8 protein-coding genes and 1 pseudogene are annotated in these 16,088 nt (G+C 72.3%); 1 reads left to right on the top strand and 8 read right to left on the bottom strand.

Features of this window, described 5'->3' with window-relative positions; all coding sequences use genetic code 11:
• The first annotated feature begins 111 nt into the window (after positions 1–111).
• A complete protein-coding gene (locus tag ACIA8L_RS06160) occupies positions 112–2,001 on the top strand; it encodes a penicillin-binding transpeptidase domain-containing protein (RefSeq protein WP_395900980.1) in 1,890 nt (629 codons plus the stop codon).
• Between the two features lie 921 nt (positions 2,002–2,922).
• On the opposite strand, the pseudogene ACIA8L_RS06155 reads toward ACIA8L_RS06160, so the two are convergent.
• The 8 genes and pseudogenes from ACIA8L_RS06155 to ACIA8L_RS06120 form a co-directional block, all read right to left on the bottom strand.
• Positions 2,923–4,050: pseudogene (locus ACIA8L_RS06155) on the bottom strand (arginase family protein); the annotation flags it as partial.
• Positions 4,051–4,061: 11 nt separating this feature from the next.
• Positions 4,062–4,961 carry a tetratricopeptide repeat protein gene (locus ACIA8L_RS06150; protein ID WP_395900978.1) on the bottom strand — a complete coding sequence of 300 codons (900 nt, stop codon included), beginning with the start codon at positions 4,959–4,961 and terminating at the stop codon, positions 4,062–4,064.
• A 4-nt stretch (positions 4,962–4,965) separates the two neighbouring features.
• Positions 4,966–5,838 (bottom strand): ABC transporter ATP-binding protein, encoded by an 873-nt coding sequence (locus ACIA8L_RS06145; protein ID WP_395900976.1) that lies wholly within the window; start codon positions 5,836–5,838, stop codon positions 4,966–4,968.
• A gap of 224 nt (positions 5,839–6,062) precedes the next feature.
• On the bottom strand, positions 6,063–9,089 hold the full coding sequence (locus ACIA8L_RS06140; protein ID WP_395900974.1) for an ABC transporter permease: 3,027 nt from the start codon (positions 9,087–9,089) through the stop codon (positions 6,063–6,065).
• A 174-nt stretch (positions 9,090–9,263) separates the two neighbouring features.
• On the bottom strand, positions 9,264–12,233 hold the full coding sequence (locus ACIA8L_RS06135; protein ID WP_395900972.1) for an FtsX-like permease family protein: 2,970 nt from the start codon (positions 12,231–12,233) through the stop codon (positions 9,264–9,266).
• A 108-nt stretch (positions 12,234–12,341) separates the two neighbouring features.
• On the bottom strand, positions 12,342–14,015 hold the full coding sequence (locus ACIA8L_RS06130; RefSeq protein WP_395900970.1) for a methylmalonyl-CoA mutase: 1,674 nt from the start codon (positions 14,013–14,015) through the stop codon (positions 12,342–12,344).
• A 79-nt stretch (positions 14,016–14,094) separates the two neighbouring features.
• Positions 14,095–14,766 carry an Asp23/Gls24 family envelope stress response protein gene (locus ACIA8L_RS06125; protein ID WP_395900968.1) on the bottom strand — a complete coding sequence of 224 codons (672 nt, stop codon included), beginning with the start codon at positions 14,764–14,766 and terminating at the stop codon, positions 14,095–14,097.
• A 57-nt stretch (positions 14,767–14,823) separates the two neighbouring features.
• Entirely contained in the window at positions 14,824–16,020 is a 1,197-nt protein-coding gene (locus ACIA8L_RS06120) for a hypothetical protein (protein WP_395900965.1), read from the bottom strand.
• Between the last annotated feature and the right edge of the window lie 68 nt (positions 16,021–16,088).

Raw genomic sequence — 16,088 nt, 5'->3', positions numbered from 1 at the left:
GGTTCACCATCGTCGTGTACCCGATCCAGCGGGGTTCGGCGTACAGAATTGTCCTACTTGTTGCGATCTTGGGAATGCGGTTCCGTGCTTTCATAGCGCAGAATCGCCCACATGGCCGTTTCATTCCGTCGTGTCACCGCACTCGTCGCCGCCCTGGCGATGCTCGGCACCCTGCAGGCGTGCTCCAGCAAGCCACCGGACGACTCGCTCAAGACCTTCCTGGAGGCCTGGCAGAAGGGCAACCTCGCCGGCCTGAAGTTCCTGGGTACGGACGGTAAAGCCCTCTCGGGCGACGCCGCGCAGAAGCTGTGGACGACGGTCGCGGGCGATCTGGCGGCCAAGCCGCCGACGCTCACCCTCAAGGGCTCCCCCGTGGTCAAGGACGACAGCAGCACCTCGACCGTGCACGTGGCGTGGCCGGTCGCGGACTCCACGTGGGAGTACGACACCACCGTCGACGCGAAGCGGGTCGACAAGGAGTGGACGGTGATCTTCACCGCCAAGACCATCAATCCCAAGCTCGAGGCCACCGACAAGCTTGCGATCCGCAAGACCGCCGGGCCCCGCGGCAGCATCCTCGACGGCTCCGGCCAGCCGCTCGTGAGCAGCAAGCCGGTCGTGACCATCGGCGTGCAGCCACGCTCGGTCACCGACATCAACATCGTGGTCAAAAATCTGACAGACGCGTTCGCGGCGGCCAAGGTCGACGTCAGCCTGTCGGACCTGCCGGCCAAGGTGAAGGCGGCCAAGCCCGACGCTTTCGTGCAGATCATCACGGTGCGGCAGGAGGTCTTCGACACGATCGCCAACAAGGTCAACTCGACGCCGGGCGTGATCACCCGCAAGTCGACCCAGTCCCTGGCGCCCTCCGCGCAGTTCGCCCGGGCCCTGCTGGGCAGCAGCGGCGAGGTGACCAAGGAGATCATGGACAAGAACCCCGGCAAGTACCAGATCGGGGACGTCGTGGGGCTGTCCGGGCTGCAGCAGAAGTACGACTCGCTGCTGCAGGGCAAGCCGGGGGTCAAGGTGATCGTGTCCATGCCGCAGGGCACGCCCGACAAGGAGTACTTCACCACCGACCCCACCACCGGCACCGGGATCAAGATCAGCATTGATCAGGGCCTGCAGAACGCGGCCGAGGGTGCCCTCGCGGGTGAGCAGCGGCGCTCGGCGATGGTGGCGATCCGGGTCAGCACCAACCAGATCGTCGCGGTGGCCAACGGCCCCGGCGCCGCGGTCAACAACTTCGCACTCGTCGGGCAGGTCCCGCCGGGCTCGATGCTCAAGACCGTCACCGCGCTCGCGGTGCTGGACAAGGGCATGACCGGCGACTCGATCGTGGCCTGCCCAAAGACCCTGCCGGTCGACGGGGCCACCTTCAAGAACTCCCACGACCAGGAGCTCGGCAACGTCCCGCTGCGCACCGACTTCGCCAAGTCGTGCAACACGGCGTTCGCCTCGCTCGCACCGCAGATCGCCCCCGACGGCCTCGGCAAGACCGCCGCGACCCTCGGCCTGGGCGTCAAGTGGGACCTCGGCGCCGACGTCTTCGCCGGCAAGATCTCGGTCAACGGCAGCAAGTCCGAGCAGGCCGCGGCCGCGTTCGGCCAGGGCACCAACCTGGTCTCGCCGGTCATCATGGCGGCCGCCGCGGCCGGCATCGCCCGCGGCCAGTGGAAGCAGCCGCAGCTCGTCCTCGAACCGGCCCCGCAGAGCCCGGCCGCCGACGGCCCCCAGCTCAACCAGGCCTCGCTCGACGCGCTGCGCCAGATGATGCGCGAGGTCGTCACCGCCGGCACCGCCAGCCAGCTCAAGGACCTGCCCGGCGACCTGCGCGGCAAGACGGGCACCGCCGAGTACGACAACGACCCGGCCCACACCCACTCGTGGTTCATGGGCTACCGCGGCGACATCGCCTTCTGCGTGTTCGTCGAGAACGGCGGCGCCTCAACCGCGGCCGCCGTCCCGATCGCCGGCAAGTTCTTCCAGACCACCGGCTGACCCCCGCGGAGTTGTTCAGCCCGCGGTCTCGTCCTCCTCGACCGGAGTACGGGCCGCGGGCACAACATCCGTCAACGGCGACTCGGGCAGCTCGTCCCCGCCACGCCGGACGGCCTGCGAGGGCACGAACGCACCGTTGCGCGGCCCGAGCCCCCCGGGCCCGACCGAGTCCCGGGGCAGCCCGTCCAAGGACAAGGGACTGTTTCGGCTGTACCCCCTGAGGAACCACACCGGCTTCTCAGCCCTCGGCGTCGGCGAATCCCGAGCGGGCTCGACGTCATCGAACGCGTCAACCGCCGCCCCGGCCGGCTGCCCTTCGGTGTCGTGCCCCGCGGAGCCCTCGATCCCATCGGAACGGGCGTCACGTCGGGCCTCACCCAGCTCGACGACCGATCCGAACTCGAACTCATCAGCTCCGGGCTCACCCAGCACAAACTCCGGCTCGGCCTCGAGCGCTTCCGGCTCGAACTGCGACCCCGGCTCCCCCTCCACCTCGACCGCCGCCACTCCGTCCGCGATCCAGATGCCCGACATTTCGGAAATGTCGGAAATATCGGGCTGAACGGACCCCTCACGCGGCGCTTCGCCATCCAGCGCGAACTCGTCACCCACCCCAGCACCGGACACGGGCGCAGAGACAGGCGTGGACGCGGAAACAGGCCCGGACGCGGGCACGGAAACGGGCGCAGGCGCGGGCGCGGAGACAGGCGGCGAAAGGTGGTCGGGCGCGGACGCAGGCGCAGGCGGGTAAACGGACGCGGGCCCGGAAACGGGCGCGGGCGCGGAAACGGGCGCGGAAACAGGCGCGGGCGCGGAGACAGGCGGCGAAAGGTGGTCGGGCGCGGGCGCGGAAACAGGCGCAGGCGCAGGCGCAGGCGGATAAACGGACGCGGGCGCGGAAGCAGGCGCGGACGCAGGCGGCGAAAGGTGGTCAGGCGCGGGCGCGGCAACAGGCGCGGGCGGGTAGCCGGGCTCGGGCGGGGGGACAAGCGCGGGCGGGGGCGGTACGACCAGCGGCGGCAGCGGCCGGGCCAGCGGTGTGTTCAGAGGCGGGGCGGAGAACGGCGGCGCCGACACCGGAGCCGCGAACGGCGGCGCCGAGATGACCGGGTCGGGTGAGGCCGCCACCAGCGCCGACGACGTGATCAGCGGCTCCAGCCCGGCGACGAGCACGTCGGCGACCTCGGCCGCGTACTGCCCGTCCGGGTCGTAGTCCGGGTCGAACACCGTGACCTGCGCCCCGAGGCAGCGCGGATCGGACACCAGCCCGGAGATGAGGATCTCCAGCTCCCGGTAGGCGATTCCGCCCACGTCGGGGGCGTCGACGGCGGGCATCACGGCCGGGTCGAGCACGTCCACGTCGATGTGCACCCAGAACCCGGCGCAGTCGCGCAGCTGGTCGCGGGCCCACTGCGCCGACCGGGCGGCCCCGTCCGAGCGGAGCTCCGGCACGGCGCGGGCGACGATGCCGGCGGCCTGCAGGTCGAGCCGGTACTCGTCGTGGGTGCGGATGCCGAGCAGGGCCACGTCGACGTCGCGGAAGTAGGGGCGGCGCTGCTCGATCGAGGCGAGGTTGGCCTGGCCGCGCCCGGTGGCGAGGGCGAGGGCCTCGCCGGCCGCGGCGCCGACGTAGGAGGCGTTGCCCTCGTGGCGGAAGTCGGAGTGCCCGTCGACGTAGACGAGGCCGATGCGCCCGCCGGCCTCGTGCTGGTGGCGGCGCATGGCGAGGCCGGCGCCGAGGAGGATGGAGCAGTCGCCGCCGAGCACGAGCGGGAAGTCGCCGCCGGCGAGGACGGAGCCGATGCGGTCGGCGAGGCGCTTGACGAACACGGCGATCTCGGCCGACTGGGCCACGCCGTCGCCGGGCTGCCACCCCGCCGGGTCGTACCGGGGCGGGGTGATGCAGCCGGCGTCGCGGGCGCCGAGGCGGGTCAGCAGGTTGTGGTCGCGCAGTGCGCCGGGCGCCTTGGCGCAGCCGGGCACCGAGCTCGCGGTCGGTGGCCGCAGGCCCAGGTTGCTCGGCGCGTCGACGACGGCGATCCGGCGCACGTCGGGCGCCTCTAGAAGAGCGCGCTCGCCAGTGCCCGGCGGGCCTTGGCGACCGCGGGGTCGTCGGGGCCGGCGACGGTGAACAGCGAGACGAGGTGCTTGCGCACGGTCTCGCGGTCGTCGCCCGCCGTGCGGCGGATGAGGGTGACCAGGCGCGTGTAGGCCTGGTCGGCCTCGCCGGTCAGGACCTCGACGTCGGCCGCGAGCAGCTGCGCGGCGACGTCGTCGGGGGCGGCCTGGGCCGCGGCCAGCACGCCGGCCAGGTCGGCGCCCTCGGTGCGGCGCAGCAGGCCGACCTGGGCCAGGCCGGACTCGGCGACGATGTCGCCCGGGGTCTCGTCGAGGATCTTGCGGTAGGCGGCCTCGGCGGCCTCGAGGTCACCGTCGGCCATGGCGTCGTCGGCGGCGAGCATCCGCGGGTCCTCGGCCGCCTCGACCTCGACCCCGGCCGCCTTGAGCACGGCGTCGATCCACTGGCGCAGGTGCGGCTCGGGCAGCGCCTGGTTGAACGCGTCGACGGGCTGCCCGCCGACGATCGCCACGACGAACGGGATGTTCTGGATCCGGAACATCTGCGCCAGCCGGGGGCTGGTCTCGATGTCGACCCGGGCGAGCACCCACGCCCCGTCGCCCTCGGCCGCCAGGTTCGTCAGCAGCGGGGAGAACTGCTGGTCCGGCGCGCTCCCGGCGACGTAGAAGTCGATGACGACCGGCACCGTCAGCGAACGCTCGATGACGTCCGGCTGGAAGGTGGCCTCCGTGACCTCGATCACGTTGGCCCCGGCGGCGGGCGCGGGGACGCCGTCGGGCTGGGCGGGCCGCTGCGCGGCGGCCGCGTTCCTCGCGGCCAGGGCGCCGAGGTCCACCGCCCCGCGGGTGAAGATCGACTGAGACTGGCGTGGGTCGGTCATGGCCCTAGTTTTGCACGTGCCCGTGGTGGTCTGCCGCAAGTGACCGGTCGGATCCACCCGCCACCAGCGTCACGGACCCGTCGATGTGCTCGACGGTGAAGAGCGTCCCCGGCGGGAAGTCGCCGAGAACCTCAGGCGGCAGTTGTACTGTCCCGTCGCCCGCGACCACCGCGAAGTCCTGGCCATCGCGTCCTTCCGCGCCGACCCGCCCGTCGCGGATGGTCACCGCGCGCCCGAGCCGGGTGCCGACGTCGCCGTCGTGGGTGACGACGACGATCGTGGTGTTGCGCTCCCGGTTGACGGTCTCGAGGGCCTCGAGGACCTCGTCGCGGCCGTGCGTGTCGAGCTGGCTGGTCGGCTCGTCGACGAGCAGCAGCCCGGGCCCGGCCGCGATCCCGACGGCGAGCGCGGCGCGCTGCCGGGCGCCGGGGGCGAGCTCGTCGATCCGGGCCCGGCCGAGCCCGGGCAGGCCGACGAGGTCGAGGATGCGGTCGGGGTCGTCGAGCTTGATGCCCTCGGTCCGGGCCGCCCGCCGCTGGGCCAGCCAGATGTTGCGGTGCAGCGACGCGTAGGGCAGCAGGTTGCGGGCCGCGCCCTGCAGCACCACGCCGATCTCGGTGCCGCGCAGCCGGGCGATCTCGCCGTCGGACAGCTTGCCCATGTCGTAGGTGCCGATGTTGACCCGCCCGGCCGACGGGCGCATGAGCCCGGCGAGCAGCGCGATGAGCGTCGACTTGCCGGAGCCGGACGGCCCGACGAGCGCCAGCGTCTCACCCGGCCCGATCGAGAGGTCCACCCCGGCCAGGGCGACGACGTCACCCGCCTCGGCCCGGTAGATGTGCACGACCCGCCGGCAGGCGACCGCCAATCCGTTCACCGCGTCCCCATCCCTTCAGCCCTCATCGCTTCGCTCCGCCCTCGTAGCTTCGCCCACAGCACACAAGCCCACAGCACAAGCCCACAGCCCACAGCTCAAAGCCCCCAGCCCCCGCCCCGCCGCCAGGCCCTCGTCGCGAGGCGCGAGGCGCGAGGCGCGCAGGCGCGGCGTTCGACCCGCGCGCTCTCGCCGAAGCCCACATCGAGCCCACCGCCACCTCGCCCCTATCGCCTGAGCTGTGTCGCGGATCGCAGGCGCGCCCCGGCGATGATCGCCGCGACGGCGAGCAGGGCCGCGCCCGCCCCCCAGGCGACGGCGACCGGAAGGGGTGACGGCCAGTATGAGGCCTCGAAGCCCTGTGGGTTGTCGCTGAACACCGGAAGATACTCGCGCACCAGCAGCCAGCTGGCCAGGGCCGCGAACGGTGCGAGGACCGCGGCCGTGCCGACCAGGGCCAGGTAGCCGTTGGCGGCGGCGTCGCGGCGCGCGACGCCCTGGGCCCGCAGCGCCCGCAGCTCGCCCGCGCGGCGCAGCCGGTCGAGGCTCGCGACCAGCCACAGCGCGCCGACGGCCAGGATCACCGCGAGGACGCCGGCCAGCTCGTGGAAGCGCAGCGCGATCGCCGGGCCCTGCTCGTCGAGCACGTCGCGGACCGGCCCGATCGCCCGGTCGCCGTTCACCGTGATGCCCTGCTTGCGCAGCCGGTCGACGACGTCCGCGGGCGCGTTCGGGCCGAGGAAGATCTGGGCGTACTCGGTGTCGCCGCCGTCCGTCGCCAGCCGCTCGGCGTACTCCATGTCGACGATGCCGCCGCTGTAGCCCAGCCGCGGCACGGTCTCGACCTCGCCCGCGATGTCGATCGCGACCCGCGACTCGTCGAAGCCAGTCATGTGGTCGCTGAGCCCGGCCGTGCGGGCCGCGATCACCGGCAGCGGCGAGGGCGCGTCGGTCGGCATGATCCGGAACGCGGTGTCGGCGCCCTTGTACCCGGAGATCGTCGCCCGCAGCCCGTCGGACTGCCCGCCCAGGTCGGGCACGAGCAGCTTCGGCCCCGGCGTCTCCGGCACCCGCCAGTCGTCGGCCCGGGAGAACGCGGCCTCGTCGACGATCTTCTGGTCGTGCTGGCTGAGGCTGTGCACCACCATGTCGGCGTCGAAGCCGCGGCCCTCGGGCTGCTCCAGTTCGATGGCCGCGAGCCGGCACTTGTTGACGCACATCGGCAGGTTGCGCACGTACGTCTGCCGCCCGGTGACCACCTTGCCGAGGTCGACCCGGCCGACGTCGGTGCCGTCCTCGGGCACGACGACCGCGACCCAGTGCACCCGGAACGCGTCGACGAGGTTCGTGACGGTGACGTCGAGCGACAGTTCCTTGTTGTCGACCGTGATGGACTCTCGCGGCGTGTCCGGGTGCAGCAGCTCGTGCGCCTCCTGTGCGGAGATCTTGGTGTCGCTCCACAGCGCGGCCGACGCCAGCGCGCGGCTGTCGACGGCCAGCATCGGCGGCACGTTGTCCTCGGAGACCGGCAGCATCGCCGTGGCCATCGCGAACTTGCCGTCCGGGTCGACCGCGCGGACCTTGGCCAGCATCGACGACCGGCTGAGGGGGTCGATGGTGAGCACCCGGGTCGCGCCCAGCTCGACCTGGGCCCGGCGGTTGCGGGCGTCGCCGGCCGCGCTGGCCGCGGTGGCGGCGAAGACGGTGAGGCCGATCGCGACGACGAAGAGCGCGAGGACGCGCTGGGTGCCGGGGCGCCGCGACAGCGCGTAGGCGGCCAGCATCGGCCCGATCCGGCCCCGGCGCGCGGCCCGGCGGCCGATCCGCTCGGCGATCGGCAGCACCAGCCGGGCCGCCACCAGCGCCACCGCGATCACCACGGCCGACGGGGCGACCAGCGCGAAGCCGGTGAGTCCGCTGCCGCCCCGGCGCAGCTGCACGACCGAGACGGCGGCCAGGACCACGATGACGACCTCGAACACCGGCGCGTTCCAGCGCGAGACCCGGCTGGGGACGTTGCGCAGCAGGTCGACGGTCCGCTTGGCCAGCTCGGCCCGCTGAGCCAGCAGCGCGGCGACGAGCGAACCGCCGAGGGCGGCGGCCGCCCACAGGTTGAGCCCGGCCTTGATCGGCACGTCGGAGGAGGCGCTCAGCAGCAGGTACGCGGCCAGGCGGACCAGGTAGTGGCCGAGGAAGAAGCCGGCGACCGCGCCGACCAGGATCGGCACGATGCTCTCGCCGGCCGCGAGCCACCAGCGCCGCGGCGCGGTGATGCCCCGCAGCGAGAACAGGCCCAGCTCCAGGCGCCGCTCCTGGGTGGCGGCGGCCACCGCGATGAAGAGCACGAACCAGCAGAGCAGCACGAGGGGTACCGCCGCCACGGGCACGACCTGGGCGACGAGGCTGCGGTCGCCGTCGATCCGCTTGAGCAGGTTGGGCAGCCCGGTGCTGACGACCGGCCGGCCGGGCAGCGCCTCGAGCTTCTGCTTGCCGGTCTGCACCTGGGCGTTGATGGCGTCCAGCGACTCCCGGCTGATCGCCGAGTCGTCGATGACGACGTCGAGGGCCTGGCGCTCCGGACCGTGCTGGGGCACCGCCTCGAGGGTCAGCCGGCCGGCGAACATCGGCTCGGTGGTGTAGCGGTTGCTGGAGCGCGGGTTGAAGTAGTCCAGGTCGGACCAGTACTGCTCGGACTTGTTCAGCGGTTCGTAGGTGCCGACGAGGGTCAGCTCGAGCGGCGGGCCGGCCGCGACGTAGTCGCCCTCCGACGAGACTTTCGCGAAGGTCGCCGGGAACGTGTCGCCGAGGCGGAGCTTGAGCTTGTCGGCCTGGGCCGGGCTGAGGACGACCTCGGTCTCGCTGATGAAGCAGCGGCCGGCGGTGATCCGCACGTGGGAGCAGAGGTCGTCGCGGTAGACGAACCGCGGTGCGATCTCCGCGCCCTCCTGGGCCGCCGGCACGATCAGCGTGTCGAACTCGGTGCTGAACACGCTGCTGAACCCGTTGCCGTTGAACAGCTGCGGCAGCACGTTCTCGAAGTCCCGGTCGGTGGGCGACGGCGAGGTCCGCCGGGCCTGCACGACCCGGTCACCGATCGGCGCCGACTGCACCTCGCTGCGCACCACGGCCCGGTCGGCGGTCGCGGAGTACACCGGCGCACTGACCGCGGCGGCCAGCGCAAACACGGCGAGCAAGAACGCGGTGAGCGCCTGCCCCGGCCGGGCCCTGACCATCGACAGCACCAGCCCGATCACGCCGCCACCTCCGCAAGCTCCGGCGTCGACGTGATCGCCGAGCTGCACCCCTGGTGAGGGGCCTCTTCGCTCCGCTGCGAACCCCTCACGCCGCCACCTCCGCAAGCTCCGGCGTCGACGTGATCGCCGAGCTGCACCCCTGGTGAGGGGCCTCTTCGCTCCGCTGCGAACCCCTCACGGCTTGCTCCAACCGTCGGCGAAGTAGGGCAGGACGTCGCCGATGTAGGCGTGGATCACCGCGGCCAGGATCAGGCCCAGCACCAGCGAGGTGAGGGCCAGCACGAGGTACCCCTCGCGGCCCACCCGGGCGACCAGCCGGGCCGGCGCGCCCTGGGTGCGCAGCGCGCCCAGCTCCCGGGCTCTCGGCCTTCGCTCGACGGCGGCGACGACGGAGGCGGAGCCGATGGCCAGGGCCAGCCCGACGATCGCCGACAGCAGCATGAACTGCAGGGTCAGCGGCGGGCCGAACGACGCGTAGAGCTCGGTGACGCCGTTGATCGACTCGTCGCCGAGCACGGTCACGCCCTGGTCCTGCAGCCGCTTGACGATGTCGCCGGGCGCGCCCGCGTTGAGCCAGACCTGCAGCGACTCCCCCGCGCCGAAGTCGGCGCCGAGCCGGTCCGCGTATTCCAGGTCGAGCAGCACGCCGCGGTCGCCCAGCCGGGGCAGGGCCCGGGCGGTGCCGGCGATCTGCTCGGACATCGAGACGGAGCCGAAGCTGACCCGCTGGTCGCCGACCAGCCGCGGCTGCAGCTTCGTGGCCCGGACGCTGGCCAGCGGGGCCGGGGTGTCGATCGGGTAGACGCCCGGGTCGGTGATGCCGCTGCTGCGGATCGGGGCGACGGTCAGCCGCAGCCCGTCGGCGTCCGGGCCGGCGATGAGGTTCGGCGGGTTGCCGTTGACGCCGAGGCGCCACTTGGTCCGGTCGGTGAGCAGGTCCTTGCCGACCGCCGGCCGGCCGTCCGCGGTGATGCTGTGCACGACCAGGTCGACCCCGGGCCGGGCGGAGAAGAAGATCTTCTGCTCCTGGGTGGTCTGCATGATCTGCAGTGAGCTGAGCCGGCAGCCGGGCGCGGCCGCGCACCCCGGCAGCGGCGCCCGCAGGGTCTGCCGGCCCTCGGCGAGCGGGCCGAGCCGGGCCGCGACCCGCGTGCCCTTCGGGTCGGCGAGGACGACGTCGAGGTACACCACCCGGCTCGGCTCCGGTGTCGTGAAGGTGTTGGTCAGCTCGACGGTCAGGTCCCCGCCGGTCACGGTGACCGGCGCGGGCGCCTCCGGGTGCAGCAGGGCCGCCGTCCGGGCCGCGCTGAGGCCGTACTCCGGGCGCCAGGTCGCCACCTTGGCCAGCCGCGGGCTGTCGACCAGCAGGACGCGGTCGTTGCCGCTGACCACCGACTCCACCGCGGCCATCGCGTGCTCGCCGCCCGGGTCAGCCGTGCGGACCGCGGTGAGCAGCGCGAGGCGGTTCTCGGCCCGCACGGTCAGCACCCGGTCGGCGCCGACCTCGATCTGGGCCCGGGTCGCGCCGTCGACCCGCCCGGCGTTCCAGGTCAGGGCCGACGTGGTGAGCAGGGCCACGGTCGCGATCATGAGGGCCGCGAGCCGGTGGACGCCGGGGCGGCGGGCCAGGTAGATCGCGGTGAGCGCGCGGGCCGGGTGCCCGTGCCGCAGCGCGCCCTCGACCATCCGGCTCGCGGTGAACGTGATGAGGCGGGCCGCGACCAGCGCGAAGGCCAGCGCGGCGAGGCCGGGCGCGAGCAGGGCCAGGCCGGCCGCGTCGCCGGAGGCGCGGTGCTTGACCTGGTAGACGGCGACGATCGCGAGCGCGACCAGCAGCAGGTCGAACAGGTCGCGCCAGACCCGCGAACGGGCCGAGGCCTGGCGCAGCAGCTCCGACACGCTGGAGGACAGCGAGCGCCGCTCGGCCAGCAGGGCGGCCAGCAGCGCGCCGATGACGGCCACCGCGGCCGCGCCCACCGACAGCCCGGCCGCCTGCGCGGTGACCGCGGAGTCCTTGATGGTCCCGGTGATCGCGGTCGCGGCGGCGTAGCCGATCGGCAGCCCCAGGATGGCGCCGGCCAGCATCGGCAGGGCGCTCTGCCCGCTCACCAGGGCCCAGGTGCGGGTGCGGGTGGCGCCGCGCAGCTTCACCAGCCCGATGTCCGGGCGCCGCTCCTCGCCGGTGTACTTGACCGCGAGGTACAGCGCGAACCAGCACAGCACGAGCAGCTGGAAGGCGCCGACCGGCACGCCCAGCGACACCAGCCGCCGGTCCCGCTGGACCTTGTCGACCGTCGCGGGCAGCTGGGTGTTGAGGGTCAGCCGATTGTTGCCGGCCTCGACGGTGGCGCCGGCGATGCGCGCGGCGACGTCCTCGGGCGCGTTGTCGACCAGCAGCCGCGGCTGCGCGACCATGTCGACGGCCGTGCGGATCGAGATCGTGGCCAGGCTCTTGTCGAACAGCGCGGGCGCGGCCAGCATCGCATCGTCGACCGGCTCGGTGATCTCCGGCGCGGCGCTGGTCGGCAGGGTCTTGGCGACCAGGTTGTTGTCGCTGGTCCAGAACGGCGAGTTGGCGTCGTCGGGCCGGTAGACGCCGACGACCTTCAGCTCCAGCGGCCGGGGCAGCCCGGACGCGGCGTAGGTCAGCGTGTCGCCGGCCTTGACCCGCAGCCAGCGGGCGGTGCGGTAGCTGACCGCGACCTCGTCGGCGGCGGCCGGGCACCGGCCCTCGAAGGTCGCGTGGGTGCAGGCGTCGGTGCGGGTGACGAGCTGGGAGTCGGAGCTGCGGGCGTCCGTGCCGCCGGTGGCCGCACCGCCGCTGGACTTCCCGCTGCCGGTGGTCGCCTGCCCGGGCAGATAGGCCTGGGTGTACGTCACGAACCCGCGCAGTCCCACGATGCGCTCGGTCAGCTGGGCGCTGGCGGCCAGCTGGGCCTCGACCGACCCACCCTCGACCACACCCTCACCGATCGCTTCGAGGGACCGCTCCTGGATCGGGGCGCTCTCCACGTGCCGCGTGGCGATCCGCTCCGTGGAGGCCAGCACGTACCACGGCGACGCCGCCGCGGCGGCCGCGGCGAGGGTGCTGAGCAGCACCAACGTCAGAGCCTGGACGCGCCGGGCACGCAACGCTGCGAGCACGAGAGCCAGCAAAGCCCCTCCCCCGTTGGTCAAGGTCGTCGTTAGAAGACCAGCGGGGGGTGAAACCGGTTGCGGTCTTGTATTGCGTTTCGGTAACGCGGTTGGTGCCTAGAAACGGGCGGGTTCGCGATAGATGCCCCACTCGTCCTTCAACGCGCCGCAGATCTCGCCGAGCGTCGCCTCGGCCCGGCACGCGTCGAGCATCGACGGGATCATGTTGTCCCCGCCCCGCGCGGCCGCGACCATGCGCTCGATCCGCGCCTTGACCAGCGCGTTGTCCCGGTCGCCGCGGCGGGCGCCGAGGAGCCGGTTCTGCTCGACCTCGACCTCGTGCGAGACCCGCAGGATGTCCAGGTCGCGGGTGAGCGAGCCGGTGTGCACGTTGACCCCGACGACCCGCTTGTCGCCCTTCTCGAGGGCCTGCTGGTAGATGAAGGCGGAGTCGGCGATCTCGCTCATGAACCAGCCGTCCTCGATCCCGCGCAGGATGCCGGCCGTGATGGAGCCGTCCTGGCCCATGTCGCGGATGCGCTGGAAGATGGCCTCGGCCTCGGCCTCGATGCGGTCGGTGAGGGCCTCGACATACCAGGCGCCGCCGAGCGGGTCGGCGACGTTGGTGACGCCGGTCTCCTCCATGAGCACCTGCTGGGTGCGCAGCGCGATCTCGGCCGCCTCGTCGGTCGGCAGGGCCAGGGTCTCATCGAGCGCGTTGGTGTGCAGCGAGTTGGTGCCCCCGAGCACGGCCGCGAGCGCCTCGACGGCGGTGCGCACGACGTTGTTGTAGGGCTGCTGCGCGGTCAGCGACACGCCCGCGGTCTGCGTGTGGAACTTCAGCCAGAGCGCCTTCTCACTGGTCGCGCCGTAGACGTCACGCAGCCACCGGGCCCAGATCCGGCGCGCGGCCCGGAACTTGGCGATCTCCTCGAAGAAGTCGACGTGGGCGTCGAAGAAGAAGCTCAGCCCGGGCGCGAACGCGTTGACGTCCAGGCCCCGGGACTGGCCGAGCTCGACGTACCCGAACCCGTCGGCGAGGGTGAACGCGAGCTCCTGCGCGGCCGTCGAGCCGGCCTCCCGGATGTGGTATCCGGACACGGACAGCGGCTTGTAGCGCGGGATGTTGGCGCCGGTGTACTCCATCAGGTCGCCGATGAGGCGCAGGTGCGGCTCGGGCGGGAAGAGCCACTCCTTCTGCGCGATGTACTCCTTGAAGATGTCGGTCTGCAGCGTGCCGTCCAGCTTGGCCAGGTCGGCCCCCTGCCGCTCGGCCGCGACGAGATACATGCAGAACACCGGCACCGCCGGCCCGGAGATGGTCATGCTGGTGGTCACGTCGGCGAGCGGGATGCCGTCGAAGAGGATGTCCATGTCGGCCGCGGAGTCGATCGCCACCCCGCAGTGCCCGACCTCGCCCAGCGACTGCGGTTCGTCGGAGTCGCGGCCCATGAGCGTCGGCATGTCGAAGGCCACGGAGAGCCCGCCCCCGCCCGCGCCGAGCAGCATCTTGTAGCGCGCGTTGGTCTGCTGGGCGTTGCCGAACCCGGAGAACTGCCGGATCGTCCACGTGCGCCCGCGATATCCGGTCGGGTGCAGGCCGCGGGTGTACGGATACTCGCCGGGCCAGCCGATCCGCTCGAACCCGGGCACGTCGGCCCCGGCGGGCGGCCCGTAGACCGGCTCCACCGGCGAGCCGGACAGCGTGCTGAAGTCGGCGTCGCGCTTGCGGGCCTCGTCGTATCGGCGCTGCCAGCGTGCGCGCCCCTCGGCGATGTCGTGGGCGTCCATACCACGATGCTAGCGGTCCACCTGAACGATCGCTAAGGTACCCGCGCCGGTTGCCCGGCGCGGGATCAGGGAGTACCCCCTAAGCAGCTTTGGGCTCTTTGTCCTGGTCGTCCACGTGCACGTCGTCGACCACGATGTCCACCGCGGTGACCTCGAGGCCGAGCAGGTTCTCGACCGAGGCGATGACCTGGGCCCGGACCTTCTCGGCGACGGAGTAGACGACGTAGCCGTACTCGATCACGAGCGTGACGCGCACGGTCGCGTTGCGGCCCTCGAGACGCACGGTGACGCCCCGGTTGCCGTTCTCCTTTTCGTCGTCGCCGAGCCCGATCCGGTCCCGCACGGCCGCGAACACCCGGGCGACGTCGCCGCCGAGGTCGTAGACGCCCTCGACCTTGCGGGCCGCGATGCCGGCGATCTTCTCGACGACCTCGTCGGCGATCGTCGTGGTGCCCCGGTCGGCGGTCAGCTCGGCGTTGTTGCGCAGCCGGTCGACGACCTGCGACGCGACGCGCCCGGACGCGGCCGCGGTGCTGGTCGCGAACTCGCCGACCTTGTCCGCGGTGGTGGAGGCGAACGCGCTGACCTTCTCGGCCGCCTCGTCGAAGCGCGAGTGCTCCTGCGCGGGCGCGCCGCCCTGCGACGGTACGACCACACCGGAGGCCGGCTCGACCGTGGACAGTGCGTCACCGGTCAGATCGGGATCGTCGATGTCGGTGCGGGCCGGGAACCCAGCCGTGGTCTCGCTCATTGCGTTCTCTCCCCATCGTCACCCAGGTCCTGAAAACGACGCGAGCGTACTCGCGAATCAGGCCCCGTAGGTCGCCTGAGTCACCGCGAAGACATTCCGGTGCCCGACGCTCTCCTGCAGCGACCAGAGCAGGTCCGCGGCGTCCGCGTCCTCCCAGTAACTGATGCTCTCCCCGCCGGTCACCCAGGGATACGTATGCGCCCCGTCGGCCGGCGTCCAGTAGTACAGCTGCCGGGCCCCGGACGAGTTGAACCACCAGCGCCCGTTGTGCGAGGCCACCCCGTTGAGCTTGTACCAGGGCAGCTGCAGCGCCTGCGACGCGGTCGTGGCCGCGGCGAAGGTGGTCAGGCCGGCCGCGAACGGGAACCGCACGGCCCGCGGCGCCCGGTTGGGGTAGTCGGCGCAGCCGGACGCGCACGTGAACTCGTTCATCACGATCGACTTGCTGACCCGGTCCAGCGAGATACTCGACCAGACCAGCGGCGTCCCCGACGTCGTCGCCGCGGTGACGGTCCCGACCTGCGGCAGCACATACGCGTAGTTGTGGGCGTAGAACGTGGCTCCGTCGGCCTGCCGCCCGATCCGGTCCGCACTGCCGCCGGTGTCCGTCCTGAGGATCGTGCGCAGGTCGAACACCCGCATCCCGCGCCCGGTGTCGGCCACGTACAGATAGTCGCCGTACCACGACACACCGCCGGCATGGATCCTGACGTCCTGAAAGCTGGGAGCGGCGGGGGTACCGGTGGCTTCGACGAGCAGGATCTTGCGGTACTTGTTGGGATAGGTGGCGTCCCAGTCGACGAGCGTGATCCGGCTACGCGCGGACGCGCCGTCGCACCCATCCTTGGTGTACCAGCTCACGAGCACCAGCTGATGCCCGTCGTAGTTCCCGCCGTCCGCCGTGCCCACCGCATCCCGGCTGGTGGTGATCCCCTGCGGATAGTTGGCACAGTCACCGTTGTCCCCGCTGTCGAACGTGAACCCGGCCTGATACCCGGCCACCCCGAGCGAGTCGGTGACCGCGCCCCGGTCATGGTTGGCGTTGTCCATGACGGTGTGCACGGCCACGGTGCCCAGTTCGTCCACCAACGCGCTGTTGAGCACGTCGTATCGGTGGTAGTCGGCCGAGAGCGTGTACTCACCGGCCGCCAACACGACCGGCCCACCCGCAGCCGCCGCCTCCGGCACCGCGACACCCCCGACCCCAACCGCGACAACCACGCCCAGGACCGCACCCAAAGCCCGTTTCCCCATGCCGGCCTCCCGTGTCAGGCATTCAAGAACGTCGCTAACCTTAGGCGCTGCGGGCCGGGTGCGAACGC

It is taken from the genome of Dactylosporangium sp. NPDC051541 (assembly GCF_044454505.1).
Lineage (GTDB): Bacteria > Actinomycetota > Actinomycetes > Mycobacteriales > Micromonosporaceae > Dactylosporangium.
This window is presented reverse-complemented; position numbering and strand designations above follow the sequence as displayed.

Coding starts and splice junctions, on each gene's coding strand:
- ACIA8L_RS06130 (WP_395900970.1), bottom strand. CDS start 14,015: ATGGACGCCCACGACATCGCCGAGGGGCGCGCACGCTGGCAGCGCCGA.
- ACIA8L_RS06125 (WP_395900968.1), bottom strand. CDS start 14,766: ATGAGCGAGACCACGGCTGGGTTCCCGGCCCGCACCGACATCGACGAT.
- ACIA8L_RS06160 (WP_395900980.1), top strand. CDS start 112: ATGGCCGTTTCATTCCGTCGTGTCACCGCACTCGTCGCCGCCCTGGCG.
- ACIA8L_RS06120 (WP_395900965.1), bottom strand. CDS start 16,020: ATGGGGAAACGGGCTTTGGGTGCGGTCCTGGGCGTGGTTGTCGCGGTT.
- ACIA8L_RS06150 (WP_395900978.1), bottom strand. CDS start 4,961: ATGACCGACCCACGCCAGTCTCAGTCGATCTTCACCCGCGGGGCGGTG.